The sequence below is a fragment of the Bacillus sp. EB106-04-04-XG123 genome (assembly GCF_058791855.1).
Window position 1 is genome coordinate 117,119 of record NZ_JBYTDZ010000005.1, and the last position, 16,646, is coordinate 133,764.

At 40.2% G+C, this 16,646-nt stretch carries 17 protein-coding genes; 8 read left to right on the top strand and 9 right to left on the bottom strand.

Translation table 11 applies throughout. The features are described from left to right. Positions 1-4: 4 nt before the first annotated feature. The 6 genes from thiI (at position 5) to AC3WTB_RS15600 (ending at position 5,267) form a co-directional block, all read left to right on the top strand. Positions 5-1,210: a tRNA uracil 4-sulfurtransferase ThiI gene (gene thiI, locus AC3WTB_RS15575; RefSeq protein ID WP_039180639.1), complete on the top strand. Its 1,206-nt coding sequence runs from the start codon at positions 5-7 to the stop codon at positions 1,208-1,210. A gap of 89 nt (positions 1,211-1,299) precedes the next feature. Further along, positions 1,300-1,512: an alpha/beta-type small acid-soluble spore protein gene (locus tag AC3WTB_RS15580; protein ID WP_024424829.1), complete on the top strand. Its 213-nt coding sequence runs from the start codon at positions 1,300-1,302 to the stop codon at positions 1,510-1,512. A gap of 226 nt (positions 1,513-1,738) precedes the next feature. Beyond that, positions 1,739-3,319 (top strand): acyl-CoA synthetase MbcS, encoded by a 1,581-nt coding sequence (gene mbcS, locus AC3WTB_RS15585; RefSeq protein ID WP_059374794.1) that lies wholly within the window; start codon positions 1,739-1,741, stop codon positions 3,317-3,319. Between the two features lie 132 nt (positions 3,320-3,451). Beyond that, positions 3,452-4,066, top strand: a complete 615-nt coding sequence (locus AC3WTB_RS15590; protein ID WP_099663538.1) for a LysE/ArgO family amino acid transporter — start codon at positions 3,452-3,454, stop codon at positions 4,064-4,066. Positions 4,067-4,320: 254 nt separating this feature from the next. Further along, positions 4,321-5,073, top strand: a complete 753-nt coding sequence (locus tag AC3WTB_RS15595; RefSeq protein ID WP_039180634.1) for a hypothetical protein — start codon at positions 4,321-4,323, stop codon at positions 5,071-5,073. Between the two features lie 17 nt (positions 5,074-5,090). After that, a complete protein-coding gene (locus AC3WTB_RS15600; RefSeq protein WP_180272423.1) occupies positions 5,091-5,267 on the top strand; it encodes a hypothetical protein in 177 nt (58 codons plus the stop codon). Positions 5,268-5,319: 52 nt separating this feature from the next. Here AC3WTB_RS15600 and AC3WTB_RS15605 read toward each other — a convergent pair whose 3' ends face one another. After that, complete coding sequence (locus tag AC3WTB_RS15605) at positions 5,320-5,751, bottom strand: MarR family winged helix-turn-helix transcriptional regulator (protein ID WP_492333945.1); 432 nt, start codon at positions 5,749-5,751, stop codon at positions 5,320-5,322. Positions 5,752-5,867: 116 nt separating this feature from the next. On the opposite strand from AC3WTB_RS15605, the gene AC3WTB_RS15610 reads away from it, so the two are divergent. Then, a complete protein-coding gene (locus tag AC3WTB_RS15610; RefSeq protein ID WP_039180628.1) occupies positions 5,868-6,455 on the top strand; it encodes an NAD(P)H-dependent oxidoreductase in 588 nt (195 codons plus the stop codon). 103 nt (positions 6,456-6,558) lie between these two features. Beyond that, a complete protein-coding gene (locus AC3WTB_RS15615) occupies positions 6,559-7,911 on the top strand; it encodes an amidohydrolase family protein (protein WP_059374790.1) in 1,353 nt (450 codons plus the stop codon). 38 nt (positions 7,912-7,949) lie between these two features. On the opposite strand, the gene AC3WTB_RS15620 is transcribed toward AC3WTB_RS15615, so the two are convergent. The 8 genes from AC3WTB_RS15620 to desA form a co-directional block, all read right to left on the bottom strand. Further along, complete coding sequence (locus AC3WTB_RS15620) at positions 7,950-9,887, bottom strand: ABC transporter permease (RefSeq protein WP_492333946.1); 1,938 nt, start codon at positions 9,885-9,887, stop codon at positions 7,950-7,952. Next, complete coding sequence (locus tag AC3WTB_RS15625; RefSeq protein ID WP_024426158.1) at positions 9,877-10,638, bottom strand: ABC transporter ATP-binding protein; 762 nt, start codon at positions 10,636-10,638, stop codon at positions 9,877-9,879. Before AC3WTB_RS15625 ends, AC3WTB_RS15620 begins: the two co-directional genes overlap by 11 nt. 105 nt (positions 10,639-10,743) lie before the next feature. Further along, positions 10,744-11,748, bottom strand: coding sequence for a sensor histidine kinase (locus tag AC3WTB_RS15630; RefSeq protein ID WP_492333947.1), 1,005 nt, complete (start codon positions 11,746-11,748; stop codon positions 10,744-10,746). Continuing rightward, positions 11,748-12,437, bottom strand: a complete 690-nt coding sequence (locus AC3WTB_RS15635) for a response regulator transcription factor (protein WP_047203767.1) — start codon at positions 12,435-12,437, stop codon at positions 11,748-11,750. Before AC3WTB_RS15635 ends, AC3WTB_RS15630 begins: the two co-directional genes overlap by 1 nt. Before the next feature lie 109 nt (positions 12,438-12,546). Beyond that, the gene (locus AC3WTB_RS15640) at positions 12,547-13,470 is read right to left on the bottom strand and encodes an iron-hydroxamate ABC transporter substrate-binding protein (protein ID WP_064497827.1); all 924 of its coding nucleotides are present in this window, start codon (positions 13,468-13,470) and stop codon (positions 12,547-12,549) included. Between the two features lie 196 nt (positions 13,471-13,666). Then, a complete protein-coding gene (locus AC3WTB_RS15645) occupies positions 13,667-14,266 on the bottom strand; it encodes a response regulator transcription factor (protein WP_058838277.1) in 600 nt (199 codons plus the stop codon). Next, complete coding sequence (locus AC3WTB_RS15650; RefSeq protein WP_268474250.1) at positions 14,263-15,399, bottom strand: sensor histidine kinase; 1,137 nt, start codon at positions 15,397-15,399, stop codon at positions 14,263-14,265. The genes AC3WTB_RS15645 and AC3WTB_RS15650 overlap by 4 nt, the downstream gene beginning before the upstream one ends. A 110-nt stretch (positions 15,400-15,509) precedes the next feature. Then, entirely contained in the window at positions 15,510-16,565 is a 1,056-nt protein-coding gene (desA, locus tag AC3WTB_RS15655) for a Delta(5) desaturase DesA (protein ID WP_058838279.1), read from the bottom strand. Positions 16,566-16,646 lie beyond the last annotated feature (81 nt).

Sequence of the window (16,646 nt, forward strand, 5' to 3'; positions counted from 1 at the left end):
CAGCATGAAATATGATCATATTTTAGTCCGTTTTGGTGAGATCTCAACAAAAGGGAAGAATAGAAAGAAATTCATTGAAAAACTAAGACAGCACATTCGGTTCGTCTTAAAGGATTTTGAAGCATTAAAGTATGCATCTGATAGAGACCGCATCACGATTATGCTGAACGGAGAAGACCCTGAACCGATTTCAGAACAGCTCAAAAGTGTATTTGGCATTCAGAGCTTTAGTCTTGCGGTTAAATGTGAGACAAATCTAGATGCGATTAAAGATGCGGCACTAACAGCGGTACAGGAAGTGTATGAACAAGGGAATACATTTAAAGTGTCAACGAAACGTTCTTATAAACAATTTGAACTTGATTCAAATGAAATGAATCGCGAAATTGGCGGACATGTTCTAAGAAATACGGAAAACTTAACAGTCAATGTGAAACAGCCAGATGTGCATTTACGCATCGAAATCAGAGAGCAAGCCACGTACATTACATTTAAAGATGTCAAAGGTGCAGGCGGCCTGCCGGTTGGTTCTAGCGGAAGAGCGATGCTCATGCTTTCAGGCGGCTTTGACAGCCCAGTTGCCGGCTATCAAGCAATGAAACGCGGAATTCAAATTGAAGCTGTGCATTTCTTTAGCCCTCCGTATACAAGTGAACGTGCGAAACAAAAGGTGATTGATCTTGCAGAATGCCTAGCAGCATATGGAGGCGAAGTGAAGCTTCACATCGTACCTTTTACAAAAATTCAAGAGCTGATCCACAAACAAGTACCTGAAAACTATACGATGACATCAACAAGAAGAATGATGCTGAAAATAGCTGACAAAATAAGAGAAAAGCGTGATGCCCTTGCGATTATTACTGGTGAAAGCCTTGGGCAAGTGGCAAGTCAGACACTTGAAAGCATGTATGCCATTAATCATGTGACTAATACACCAATCATCCGCCCGCTCATTGCTGTCGATAAAAATGACATTATTGATGAAGCAAGAAGAATTGGCACATACGATACAAGCATTCAGCCTTTCGAGGATTGCTGTACGATCTTTACGCCGCCGTCCCCTAAAACAAAACCAAAGCTTGAGAAGGTAGAACGCTACGAAAGCTTTGCTGATTTCGAGCCGATGCTGGACGAGGCAGTAGAGCAAATTGAAACGATTATTGTGACAAATGAAAAGAAAACGGCAGATGAATTCGCTGATTTATTCTAAAACGAAAATTTCATAATAATTACCATAAAATCAATCGCATGAAGTCATGTGTTTCTACACATTCTATATTCACAAGGAGGTGAGAACACATGGCTCAACAAAACAGACAAAGCAGTTCTAACCAATTACTAGTACCAGGCGCTGCACAAGCTATCGACCAAATGAAGTACGAAATCGCTTCTGAATTTGGTGTAAACCTTGGTGCAGAAACTACATCTCGCGCTAACGGATCAGTTGGTGGAGAAATCACTAAGCGTCTTGTATCTTACGCTCAACAACATATGGGTGGCGGATCTTTCTAAGACACACAATTTAAAAGCTATGGCTTATGAGCGGGATGATTCCCGCTCTTTTCTTTTTGTACATATAAATAGTTAGAATATTTTTAAAAAAGAAGACGGATTTAAAAAATTATGGCATAATCATAGGAGTAGGTCCTAATTCAAGCATTTTTCAGTTATGAGTGTTAGAATAGGTAAATTGAAACATGTTTCGTTTCATAAGAAAGAGGCTAAAAGGAGCTGTACCATGAAAAGAGAAGACTTAATTGCACCAGAACAATATAACTTAGTCAGTGAGATTGAAGCGTTCAGTCATGACAAGGAGAAAATGGCCCTGCACTGGCAGGACGGTAATGGGCACGAAGCGCATGTAACATATGCAGCATTAGTAGAAGAGGCAAATAAAATTGGACATGTTTTATTAAATGCAGGCTTCAAAAAAGGCGATAAAATCATTGTGATGGTGCCGCGCATGCTCGAGGCATACAGCATTTATTTAGCGATTTTGAAAACAGGAATGGTCGTGATTCCTTGTTCTGAAATGCTGCGTGCGAAAGATTTAGATTACCGAATTGAACACGCAGAAGCAAAGGGAGCGATCGTTTACTCTTCATTCATTCAATCGTTCGACGGAACTAAAAAGCCGAACGATTTTAAAACATTCTCAATCGGTGAAAACGATCATGGCTGGACAAACATTCTAGCGCAAAAGGAAGAGCAATCAAACGAACTTGAATTGGCAGATACAAAACGCACAGACATGGCGTTTTTATCCTATACATCAGGTACAACAGGGAACCCAAAAGGGGTTGTTCATACACACGGATGGGCGTATGCACATTTACGCACAGCTGCCAAAGCATGGCTCTCCATTAATGAAGGAGATAAAGTATGGGCGACAGCAGGACCAGGCTGGCAAAAATGGGTGTGGAGCCCCCTCTTATCTGTGTTAGGAAGTGGAGCAGAAGGCTTTGTGTATGGAGGGAAATTCAATCCAAATACATACTTAGAGCTGCTTCAAAAAAATGAAATCAATGTCCTATGCTGTACACCGACAGAATATCGCTTTATGGCAAAAGTAGATGATTTGAGTCAGTACGCGCTGCCGAAGCTGCATAGTGCTGTTTCTGCGGGAGAGCCATTGAACCGTGAAGTCATTGATACATTCAAAAAGCATTTCGATATAGAAGTACGAGACGGCTATGGCCAAACTGAAAGCACACTGCTTGTAGGGGTGCTAAAAGGAATGGATATCAAGCCAGGAAGTATGGGAAAACCAACCCCTGGCAACGAAGTAGATATCATTGATGAGGATGGAAACGTCTGCGCACCTGGAGAAATTGGTGACATTGCGGTCCATCTCGAAACACCGGCTCTATTTAAGGAATATTACAAAGATGAAGAGCGTACAAAGGCGCAGCGCCGAGGAAATTACTTCATTACGGGTGACCGCGCGAAAAAAGACGAAGATGGGTACTTCTGGTTTGAAAGCCGCAGAGATGACATCATTGTCAGCTCAGGCTATACGATTGGACCGTTTGAAGTAGAAGATGCGCTGATCAAGCATTCAGCAGTGAAGGAATGTGCAGTTGTGGCGAGCCCAGATGAAATCAGAGGATCAATCGTGAAAGCATACGTCGTCCTTCGTGATGGAGTGGCGCAAAGTGATGAACTGATCAAAGAGTTGCAAACACATGTGAAAAACACAACAGCACCATACAAATACCCAAGAGAAATCGAATTCATTGACGAACTGCCAAAAACACCGTCAGCGAAAATTCGCCGTGTAGAGCTGAGAGAAAGAGAGCTTGCACGAAAAAGTAAATAATGAAAAAATGAGAAGCGTTTGGATGGAAGCATCCAGCGCTTTTTTTGTACGGAAAATGAAATTTGTTGAAAGCAGGCAAGGTGCTTTATGTTAAAATATGTAGGAATTTCTGAAAAAGGAGAATGTTAGTAGATGTCGATTGCGATCATTCATGGAATTGTACTTGCCTTTGGTCTCATTTTACCTTTGGGCGCACAAAATGTATTTGTATTTCAACAAGGAGCGCTGCAGCCTCGATTATATCGAGCAATGCCTGTCGTCATCACAGCTGCTCTTTGTGACACACTTTTAATTGCTTTAGCTGTCATAGGTGTTTCTGTTGTGGTGTTTACCATTCCAGTACTGCAAATTGGTCTTTATATCATTGGTTTTTGTTTTTTAGTTTATATGGGATGGTCCGTATGGAACACAAGCTCATCATCAGGTAATCAAGAGAAGCAGAAATTAATGCCTGCAAGAAAACAAATTGTATTTGCTTGTTCCGTTTCTCTTTTAAATCCCCACGCGATTCTCGATACGATTGGTGTCATTGGGACAAATTCGGTGCAATATAGCGGCGCAGAAAAGCTGGCATTCACACTTGCCTGTATCATCGTGTCCTGGTTATGGTTTATTGGTCTCGCCCTTTTAGGGAAGATGTTAGGGAAGTTAGATACAAACGGCAAATGGATGAACCGTATCAATAAAGCTTCCGCGGTCATGATCTGGCTGGTTGCGTTATATATTGCATATCAATTGATTGTATAAGGGTACATAGAGAATAAAACAAAGAAGCGTTTGGACGTAATGATCCAGCGCTTTTTTTGTGTATCGGTAAGACTTTTCAGCCAGTGTCATCATGATTCAGGGAGGAAGATCAGATTCAATTGCCTAGAGGAAATGATAAAGAATAGGTTATATGCTACATTATCACTAGTGGATTTTATTGGAAAAACAGTCTATTACATTTTTTCCTTTAAAAGGTTATGATTTTTACTAACTTTACTAAAGGAGTCTGTATGATGAAGATAAGAAAAATGTTTTGTATGTTTTTGTTCATATCACTTTTATTCGGACAATATCCTGTAGGTAACGCTGTTACCATAAAAGAGGACGAGCCTTTTGAAAAGATACAAAATGATAAAACAGCAGAAAAACTCATAAAAAAAGCAAAAAAAAGCTCTCAATTTTTACAGGCAAAAGAATTAGCCCAAAAGAAAGGTTATCTATTAAATGGAGAAAGTGCGGCGGTTCATATACACGCTGCTAAAACAGATGTTGTTTATTTTTATCTGAAAAAGAAGAAGTCAGATAATCAGCTGCTTAACAATGTTTCCTTCATTTCAGTTTCACTGAGTCAAATAAAAGCTCACTATATTCAACTTGCAGAATACGATGGGAAAGGGAATTTGCACTCATATTTTTTTCAAAATGGAAAATTGAAAAATAAGTTTCATATCAACCAAAAAGGGGAGTTTTTAAAAGGATCTTTTACCTATGGTGAAAATGGTGTAAAGCAAGATATGATGGAATTAAATAGAAAAATTGTTCAAATAGATGATTCGGAAATTCAAACGAGTTTTAATTGGAACAAGTTTTGGGACTGCTTAAAAAAGAAAAGCGGCCCTAATGAATCTCTTCCGTTACGTTCAATGGTTCTAGGAGCGTGTTATTATATTTGTTTTACTGGACCTGCTAGCTGTATTGCATGCGCAGTGATTAATGGAGGTATATCAGCGGGATTGGCCGGTTATTGTGTGAAAAAAGTTTGGTGAATAGGGGGGTTTTTAAAATGGCTCATAAAGAACAGCGTAAAGGAGTAGTTCTTGCTGTTTTAGATACGTTAACATTTGGTATACCAGTATTGCTATGGAATTTATATAAGAATACGAATACAACATTGAAATTAATGATCCCGATCATTCCGATTGTTGGTTTCATAACGTATCTTTTAGCATCCCTTCATTAATAAGATACAAAATACTTAGCATGAGCGTAGCGCTCATGCTTTTTTCATTGGGTCATTTTTTAAAAATCGTTTGATTTAATAGACGGAGAGCTTGTACGATATCATCCATTTGTTCTATATCTGAGGAAGATAGGCTGTCTATTAGCATCCTTTCGATATGCTGGAAGGCTTCGTTCATACAGGCCCGGCCTTTGTCAGAAAGTATAATGACATGCTTTCGTTTGTCATTACGGTCTTCTTCTCTAGCAATGAATTGTTTTTCGTGCAGCTTTTTCAGTTCTCTGCTGACATTTGGAAGAGACATATGCTGGCAGTCTGCGATGTCACTAGGGGTAAGCGGTTCGCTGACCGCTAGCTGCTCTAAAATTAAATATTGTAAGGGTGTTAATTCTGGTGGTTTGACTTTGCTCATCATATTATGTTTTAACTCTGAAAAAGTAGAAGCAAATGCGACGAATTCCTTGAAGAAATGTGGATGTTGCATGATGATCACCTCCTACGTAACATATCAAATTTATTATCAAAAAACAATTATCATTTGACAACTAATCGATTGAGGTATATCCTTTTATTATCAAATGATAACTAAAGGAGAAAAAGATGAATGTACTCATTATTTATACTCACCCTCATCACAATAGTTTAAATGGTGCTTTTTTTAAAGAAATTGTTAGAGGCAGCGAAGAAAATCCAATCGTTCAAGAAGTGAAAATCATCGATTTATATCAAGAAAAATTTGATCCTGTACTTGTTTTTAATGAAGAGAAAAAGAGACGTGATATGCATAAAGATCCTGACATTCGCGAGTATCAGGATAAGATCATGTGGGCGGATAAAATCGTGTTCGTTTATCCCATTTGGTGGGGGCGCCCGCCAGCTATGCTGCTTGGCTTTATTGACCGCCTGTTTGCTGCGAATTTCGCTTATCGTCAAACAGGCGGTCTGCTGCCAGAAGGATTATTAAAAGGGAAAAGTGCCGTTTGTGTAACGACAATGCAAGGACCAACCAACTACCCTTTGTTCTTTTTACAAAATGCGCACAAGATGTTAATGAAACGAGCTCTCTTGCAATATGTCGGAATCAAACCTGTGAAGTTCTTTGAGTTTGGGATGATGGAAAGTCCAAAAGGGAAGCATGACATCAAATTAAAACGCACATACAACTATTTCAGAAACATCAGCTCTTAATATATTTTGATAAGTCACTTTTCTTCTAATTTGATCCTGTTCTGTTTTAAAATGACATTGAGGCGGGGTCACTTATTCTCGTCATTTGAAAAGGGGGATATGGATGAAGAAAACATTGTTTAAAGATGCAGCACTCTTAACACTTGATCCATCTTTAGGTTTTCTTGAAAAGGGAGATCTATTAATTGAAGGGAAACACATTTTAGAAGTTGGACCTTCAATTGAAGTAAGTGATGCAGACATTGTTGATGCATCTGATATGGTCATCATGCCAGGTCTTGTAGATACACATCGGCATGTGTGGCAGTCTGTCATCCGGGGCATAGGGACAGATTGGTCTTTGCAGACATATTTAAGCAAAATCTATTATGGCAACTATGGAGCAATGAGACGCCCATCCGACGATCGAATCGCCAATTATTTAGGGGCATTAGAGGCTTTAGATGCAGGTGTGACCACGTTTTTAGATTGGACGATGATCAATTCAATGGATCATACAGAAGAGCTCATTGGAGGATTAAAAGATGCGGGTATACGAGCTGTTTTTGCTTTTGGTTCCTCTGGAGATGCTGAATATTGGGATAGAGAGAGTACGCTCACCAATATGGAGGACGCAGCACGTGTGAAAAAAGCGCATTTTCAATCATCAGATCAGCTTTTAACAATGGGACTTGCGATTCGTGGTCCAGAGTTTTCTTCATGGGAGACGTCGGTATTTGAAATTGAAACAGCTCGGTCTCTAGATGCTCTATGTAGTATGCACATCGGCTTTGGAAATTGGGGAGCGGAGGATCGATCGATTGAGCGGCTTCACAAAGCAGGGCTGCTCGGACCTGATTTGAACATGGTGCATATTAACGCAATCGATGCGGATCAAATGAAGATGCTGGCAGACAGCGGAAGCTCCATCTCCATTACCCCTGAAATTGAAATGATGATGGGTCACGGTTATCCTGTCACAGGACTTGCGATTGAACAAGGTGTTCTTCCAACGCTCGGTGTAGACGTAGTGACAGCGACAGGAGGAGATTTGTTTGCTCAAATGAAATTCGGGCTTCAGGCAGAGCGCGCGATCCAAAATCAATCGTTGTTAATGGATGGGATCATGCCGGGACCTGAACTTGGGCTGTCAGCTCATCAAATGCTTGAGGCTGCGACGATCAATGGCGCTCGTGCATTACAGCTTGATCATAAAATTGGGTCGCTTACACCTGGGAAAGAAGCGGATTTTATTTTGATCGATCGGACAAGCATGAATCTTCTTCCGATGACAGATCCGGCTGGAGCGGTTGTCCAAACGGCACATCCTTCAAATGTTGATTCTGTTTATGTTGCTGGAAAAGCAGTGAAACAAAACGGAAAGCTAGTCGGTGTGAACCTAGAAGAGGTCAAACGAAAAGCTTATGAGGCAAGAGACCATATTTTATCACACAAGTTTGAATCAACACCTTCATAAATAAAATAACCCCATAGGCGTTGCCTATGGGGAATTGATTACAAGGAATCCTTAATGACCTTTTTATAATATTGGACAGATAGGAATCCGAAGATAGAATAGAGGACAGTGTAAATCGACATAACGATGAGCATTGGAGTCCACAATTCTCCGCCGAATAAAAACCAGCCTGATTGTACAGCAAAGTAGCTGTGCAGCAATCCGACGATGAGCGGAATCCCAAAGTTAAACAGCTGTTTAAGCCGGATGCCTTTTAATAGGTCCTTCTCAGTAAAACCAAGCTTACGCAAGATCGTATAGGAGCTTTGTTCCTCTTCACTTTCATTCATTTGTTTAAAGTATAAAATACAGCCAGATGTGACAAGGAAGCTAAGGCCTAAAAACCCGACCACAAACATCATCAGTCCTATTGTTTGTTTTTGCTGCTGAGCTGAAGCTAATTGAGACATGCTGTTGTCACTTAGTTTTAAAGATGTAAACACGCTATTTGCTTGTTCAAGATTTTTATCATCTTTTATATTGACTGAGATATATTGGCTATTTTCAAGCTGTAGCTTTGGATCTTTTTGTTGATCGAGCTGCTCAAAAACATCTTGACTCACGACGGCAACAGGTAGACCGCCAAAAGTGAAGTTGTAAGAAATGAGATAATCTTTCTTCATATCTATGACTTTCAAATCAAGCGGTTTCTTAATGAGAAGCTTCACATCGCCTGAGCTTTGAATCGGCATGATTTTCTTTAATAGATCACTGTAGCCGCTTAAAATAACTTCGTTGTTCTCCACATGAAAATTTGGTGCATTTTTCTCACTGATCACAGGCAGTGTCAATACGCCTGGATCATTCTTCATATTTTTCACCTCTGAATCCACTATTTTTTTCGCATCAAATTTCGCTTGAATCACTTTGAACTGCTTTTGATCATAAGCAATATGTTTGTCAGAAAGTGCACGAGTGAAGGTTGCTGCTTCTTTTTCTGAGCCCATGGCGAAATGAGCTGGAATCATCTGCTCAGCGGTTTTTTCTGCTGAGTAATAGGAAATGTAGCTAAGAGCCAGCAAACCGATGGCAAGTGCAGATACGGTTGTAATAATCGTTAAAAGCAGTGCATTTGATTTTAGCCGGAACATAATGGATGACAGAGATAATACTTCATGAATGGCGAGATAGCCATTTTTTCTTTTACGTACGATATTGGCAATGAAAGAAACAGAGCCTTTGTAAAAAAGAAAGGTACCGATGATAACAGAGGCTAGAATATAAATCATGGCTAAAAGTAACTCAATCATGGACGTATATGAGCCTGTAAAAAGCTTAGAAGAAATATAATAGCCTGAGCTGATCAAGACAATACCGAAAACTCCAATGATGATTTCAACCACAGAGATCTTTTTCACACGCTGCTCTGTCGAAGACGTTGTTCTAAACAAAGATAAAATCGTTTGTTTATTAATAAAACGTCTATTTCTCAGCATAATCAATCCATAGATAATAAAAAAGACAATGAGTGTTTGCAGAAGGGCCATGCCTGAAAAATGCAGATTGGCGATGGCATTAACACCAGTCACTTTAAATAACACCATCAGCATCAGCTTTGAACCGATAAATCCGGCAATGATGCCGATAGTCATGGCTGTCATGTATAGAATAAAGTTCTCCGCATTGAGCAGTCTGGAAATTTTTTGTTTCGTCATACCAATGAGCTGCAGGAGACCTATTTCTTTTCCTCTGCGCTTAATAAAAATGCTATTCGCATATAGCAGGAAAATACCGACGATGGCTATAAGCAGAACCGAAGCGGCTTTAATTGAAGCACCGCCTTTAATGGAGCCTTTTACATCATCAAGTGCTGGTGAGTACTGCAAGGTGACAAAGGAAAAATAGAGCGCCACACTAAACACGAGAGCAAACACATATAAATAGTAATTCTTCAAATTTTTCTTCAGGTTACGAAAGATGAGCTGATTAATGTTCATGCTTCACACCGCCTAAGACACCTTGCGTTTTCATAATATCCTCGAAAAACATTTTTCTTTCTAAAGCGCCTTTATTCAACTGTGTATAAATCTGTCCATCCTTGATAAAAATGACGCGGCTTGAATAGCTGGCTGCGACAGGATCATGTGTCACCATCACAATGGTCGCTTTTCGTTTGCGATTGAAATCTTGCAGTTTGTTGAGCAGGTCAGATGCCGATTTGGAATCAAGTGCCCCTGTAGGTTCATCAGCGAAAATAAGACTTGGTTCATGAATGAAGGCACGAACCGCCGATGTCCGCTGCTTTTGTCCGCCAGAGAGTTCATTCGGGTATTTGTCTCTTAGTTCATAAATCCCCATGTCTTCTGCGAGCTGTTGAAAACGTTCAAAAGCTTCTTTTTTTGGCGTTTTGGAGATGGATAAAGGCAAAAGGATGTTTTCTTTGACTGTGAGTGTATCAAGTAAATTATAATCTTGAAAAACAAAGCCAAGCTGCTTTTTTCTAAATTCCGCAAGCTGCTGATCCTTCATTTGCGTCATCTCAGCATCTGCAATACGAATGGATCCGCTGGACACATGATCGATAGACGACAATACGTTCAGAAGGGTTGTTTTCCCCGAGCCTGATGGCCCCATGATACTGACAAATTCCCCGGCTTCAATGGTTAAATCAATACCACTCAGCACCTCTTGTTTGTTGAATTTATTTCCATAGCTTTTATAAATTTTGCGAGCTTCTAAAATGTTCATTTGCTGAACCCCTTTTTCTTTTAATTGATAACTCTAGTATAAAAAGAAGCCTGCCAGACGTCCTTCGATTTGGCGAACAAAACAGACGAGCATGTGACATTGTTGTCACATGCTCGCAATATGAACAAAATCATTCTTTTTCGGAAAGGTGAAGGTGAAGGTTGTACCTTGATCTATCTTGGAGTTGACCTCGATCGTGATATGAAGAGCGTCTGCTCCTTTTTTCGTTAAATAGAGCCCCATTCCTGTTGAGGCGGTGTCATTGTGATGTCTTGTCGAGGTAAAGCCTTTTTCAAAAATACGAGAGATGTCTCTTGAATCAATTCCTCTGCCTTGATCTGTGATCGTCAGCATGACTTGGTCATTTATTTGCTTGCTTTCAATGACAATATCAGATGAATGGCTGTATTTGACTGCATTTGTGAGTACCTGTCTGATCATAAAGGATAGCCATTTTGTATCACTTAATACGGTCCGTTCCCCCAGCGCCAGCTCAAAGCCGATTCCTTTTTGCATGCACCATGATTGGAGCGCTTTGATTTCCTTTGCGATGATGCTTTGCAGGTCCAGCTTTTCAATGAATAAATCATTCTCGATATGACGAACTCTGCTTTGGTGCAGCTGGGCATCAAGTAATAAATGTATTCTGAGCCACTCGTACGTCATATTTGATTTCAGCTGCTGATCTGTTAAGCGGTCAATCATTAAGCGCATCGCTGTAAGCGGTGTTTTGACCTCATGTATCCAAGAGAGCAATTCATCTTTTTCTTCTTCAAGAGCGATTTTCTGCTCTGCTGCCATCCGCCGGTAGCGTGCAATTTGCTCTGACGTCGCATCATGTATGAGCTGCTCAAATGGGGAAGAGGGGGTTAGCCGCATTTGATGTTCAATGTCATCATCCCATTCTTTCAACCTCTCATAATAAGCCGTTTCTTTTCGGTATCGAAAAAAGAGAAAGACAATCATGAGAAACGTAGATAATAGCACAATATAGAAAAGAGAAGCGATGGGAATGGTCGTATCCAAATAAGCAACAAATAGAATGAGGAGCTGCAAACTAAGAAAGAAAAGAATCCAGCTTCTTCGTTCTTTTAAAAATGCTTGCAGCATCATTGATCATCCTTTTCTTTTGCAAGATAGCCTTGACCCACTTTTGTCTCAATGAAGGCGCCAAGGGAGATCTCGTCTAGTTTTTTTCTGAGCCGATTGACGTTTACAGTCAGTGTATTGTCACTGACAAACCGTTCATCCTCCCACAATGCTTGAATGAGTGATTCCCGGCTGACGATATGATTTTTATGCTGAATCAATTCCTTGAGAATAAATAACTCATTTTTTGTTAATTCAACCTCACCGTGATCATTTGTTACGGTGTTTTTTTCTAGGTCAATGGCAGCGCCGCACCACACCTTTAGGCTGGCCGGCTCTGCATTATAATCATGCACGCGGCGAAGAACAGCATTAATTTTGGCAATGAGCACGTCAAAGTGGAAGGGCTTTTGCACAAAATCATCGGCTCCGAGCTGCATCGACATGACCATATCAGCAGGGTGGTCTCTTGAGGAGAGGAAGATGATTGGAACATTTGAATGATGCCGAATCATCCGGCACCAGTGAAAGCCATCGTATTTTGGCAGCTGTATATCAATAATGACGAGATCAGGCTGGACAGACGTGAATTCCTGCAGCACCTGATGAAAATCTTGAATCCCATAAACATCATAGGACCAGTTGACTAGACGTTCTTTGATTTCTTGGAAGAGGGTTGTATCATCTTCAATTAGTAAAATCTTAAACAAAATCAGCACCACACTTTTTGTATTCGCTTGTTGTCATTGTAGCGGAAAAAGGACCATGCCGCTAGAAGTAGACAAGAAAAAAGCAAGGGAAGAGATCCCTTGCTTCAGCTTATTTACCTAAAAAGTGCTTTTTAAAGAATGAGAGTTGGTATTCAAGTGTGATCGGGTCATTAAAATAGAATTCTTCTGCATTGGCCTCATACACACGATGTTTTTTGACAGCTGGGATGGACTTGTAAATTTTACTGTTTTGATAGGAATTGTCCATTTCGCTGTTTTTACTAATGATCATATAATCTCCGGCAAATTCAGGAATGACCTCCTGTGAAACTGCATAGTAGCCGGCTTTTAATGCTTTTTCTTTCACTTTCTCAGGCATTTTCAGTTTCATTTCCTGGTAGAGGATTTCTGTTCCGCGGCCCCATGCATCTCCAAAAACGTAGAGCTCTTTTGTGCCACTTTCAAAGACAGAAACTGTTGCATCTTTACCGATTTTTGCTTTGATTTCTTTTCCAGCTTCATCTGCACGTTTTTTGAAATCTTTTACCCAAGCTTTGGCTTCTTTTTCTTTGTTTAAAACTTTTCCAATTTCAATGTGCTGCTGAAGGTAATCCACTTTGTTATACGTAAACAAAACGGTTGGTGCGATTTTTTTGAGTTTTTCTACATTTTTAGTATTGCTTAAGCCAATGATGACATCAGGCTTTAGCTTCATGATTTTCTCTACATTGGCATCCGATACTTCTTCCACATTTTTTAATTCCTTTTGGAAGCGAGGGTTCTTTTTGGACCAAGAGTCAACGCCAACGATGTTCACACCAAGTGACATGACACTACCTGCGTAAGAACCTAGAACAACAACACGTTTTGGATGCGCTGGCAGCTTCACAGGGCCATTTTCAGATTGATATGTAATTTTGTCTGATGATGATGTTGATTGATTTCCTTTATTTGAGGAAGAGCTGCTGCTATTGCCACATGCGCTCAACGCAAGTACAAAGATGAGCATCAGAGGGAACAATATTTTCTTCATGAATGTAGACTCCTTTGAAATCGGCACATAGCCGTATATTTGGTTGTATTAGTGATAATGATAATTATTATCACTCGGATATCATATCATAGGACTGTGGTCTGTTGTCAATGACATTTTGATAGCTGGTAATAAAAAATAAAGAGGGGATTTTGATAAAAAAAGATCAAGGCAGCGTGTGTCCTGATCTTTTTTCTTATTTAAACCAGCCTTTTTCTTTTGAGCGGGTAATGGCCTCGATGCGGTTCTTCACTTCTAGCTTATCTAAAATAATGGAAATGTAGTTCCGGACAGTGCCGCTTTTAATGCTGAGTTCTTTTGCAATTTCTTTTGTGTTTTTACCGTCTGCGACGAGTTCAAGGACCGATTTCTCTCGCTCCGTTAAAGGATTTTCATCACTATATAAGTCTTCCATCAATTCAGGGGCATACACCTTTTTCCCTTTCATCACACTGCGAATCGCACTTGCGAGTTCCTCGCTGGGGCTGTCTTTCAGCATATAGCCGCTGACGCCAGCTTTTAACGCTCTTTGGAAATAACCAGAGCGGGCAAAGGTTGTCAAAATGATGATTTTCACATCTGATCCTTTGAGCTCTTCCGCTGCATCCAGTCCGGATTTTCCTGGCATTTCAATATCCATTAAGCAAATATCAACAGCGTGTTTTTTGGCAAAATCGATGGCATCTTGACCATTCGTCCCTTTCCCAACAACCGTCATATCGTCTTCTAAATCGAGAAGTGAACCGAGTGCACCAAGCAGCATTTGCTGATCTTCTGCGATAAAGATGTTGATCATTTCATCCCCTCCTTTTCTTTTGCAGCTGAATCATTTGGAATGATCATAATGAGCTTTGTCCCATCCTTTGTCTCAATACGCAGGCGGCCATTTGCAAATTCCAATCTTTCTCTAATTCCTAATAGGCCGTGACCCTTCGATTGAGTGGGCGGATAGTCGCCTTTAAATGTTCCATCGTCCTCAACGGTGATGATCGCTTCCTTTGATTTTTGGTGAATGGTGATTTTACAAACCGTCGCGTCACTATGTTTGACGACATTCGTCACCGCCTCTTTGATGCACATACTCACAATGTTTTCGTTCAGAAGTGAGATGTGTTTCGGTGCTTCCTTTTCATCATAGATCAATTCAATTCCAGCTGCTTCGAGAATTTGCTCGATGTTCGACATTTCATCTTTAATTCGGATGCCTTTCATAGAGGAAACAATCTTTCGCACCTCATTGAGAGACGTTCTGGCTGTCTGCTGGACGCTTTTGAGTTCGGCACGAGCCTGTTCAGGGTCTTTATACACGAGTTTACGGGCAAGATCACTTTTTAAACCGATCAAGGAAAGCTTTTGTCCAAGGGTGTCATGCAGGTCGCGTGCAATGCGCTGCCTTTCTTCAAGTTTCACAAGATCAGCAATCCGTTCATTGGCATATTCTAATTTCTCCTCAAGCCGTTCACGTTCCTTCCTGCTTCGAATGCTTAGGGGAAGAAGGATGGCACTAATCAGTGTGATGACGACAAAAGGAATTTGTGTGAGAAACCAGCCCTTTTTTAAGATCAAACTAAAGTTCACTGCCACGGCGGCGCTCGCCAGATGGATATAGTACAAGATATAAAAGGGGACTTTTCGTTTGATATGTCCGTTAAAATAGGCGATGCAAAAAGCGAAATAAATATAGCTGTAGAGCATCACATAACCAGTTGAAATACCGATCAATAAAAGACCGAAGACATATAAAGACCAGCCTTTTGCGACAAACGCAAAACGATACACAGCGAAAAAGACGACGTTCAGAATAATGCCGATGACAATACCTAAAGTTGAAGGTGTCTTAAAGATAAAATAGAAGGGCAGGATGAAAAAAATGGCCCATATATAGGGGGAAATCCCATGCAATTTTTGAATTTTAAACTGTTTTTTCATCCGTGTGCCACCTTTTTCATTCTTTTTCCTTACTTTATCAAATTCAACATGCGGCTGCATCCTGTAAATGATAACAAGCTCCTTCTAGTGTAAGAAAGAGCTTGAACCAATTATGCATTTTTCTTCAGAATGTCTCCTTTGATAACAGGGACGTTCATCTTCTTAGATTGCCTTGCCTCTTTGAAGGTAACGAATGCTTTCGTTTCTTCATCCCACAATCTAAATTTCATGGATTCAATACTTGTTTTTAATGTAATGGTTGGGACATTTTGCAACGGTTCACTTTGCTCATGAGCATGCTCTAAATGATAATTCGGTACTCTTGGGCTTAAATGATGAACATGATGGTAACCGATATTACCTGTTAACCATTGAAGAAGCTTTGGCAATTTGTAAAAAGAGCTTCCTTCAACAGCTGCCTGCACATAGTTCCAATGTTCATCTGCTTCAAAGTATGAGTCCTCAAATGTATGCTGTACATAAAACAACCATACACCGATAGATCCTGAGATCAGGAAGATCGGACCTTGAACAAGCAGGAATTCCTGCCAGCCAAAAAGAAGACATGTTGCGGCTGCTAACGCAATGATGCTCACGTTTGTGAAATACGTGTTCCAACGCTCTTTTTTACGAGCATTTTTGACGTTAAAACGGTTTTTTAAGAGAAAGACAAAGATCGGTCCTAAAATAAACATCACAAAAGGGTTACGATAAAATCTGTAGCGAAATTTCGTCCATGCTGATGCTTCTTGATATTCTTTGACTGTTAGGAGCCAAATGTCACCAGTACCTCGTTTGTCTAAATTACTGCTTGTGGCATGGTGAATTGAATGATCTCGTTGCCATTGAAGATAAGGGAAAAGGGTGAGTACGCCCGTTAAAAAACCGAACAGGTGATTTAGCGGCTTCTGTTTAAAAAAGGATTGATGGCAGCAGTCGTGAAAAATAATAAAGACACGTACTAAAAACCCAGCTGCAATAACCGCAAAGAAGAGGGTTAAAAGGTAGGAGATATTCAGGCTGTAATAGGCAAGAAACCAAAGCCCTAAAAATGGAATGAATGTATTAAAGAGTTGAATGATACTTTTTTTCGAATCAGCACCAGAGAATTGACCCACTTGTTTTCTTAAAGTAGCTTGCTGCTGTGTGTTTGTTGAAGTCGTCATGAACGTTCAAGTCCTTTCCGTTTCTTTCTACTTCAAAGTATAGAAGGAAAGGTGTCATGCTCATAGTAGCACCCATCATGT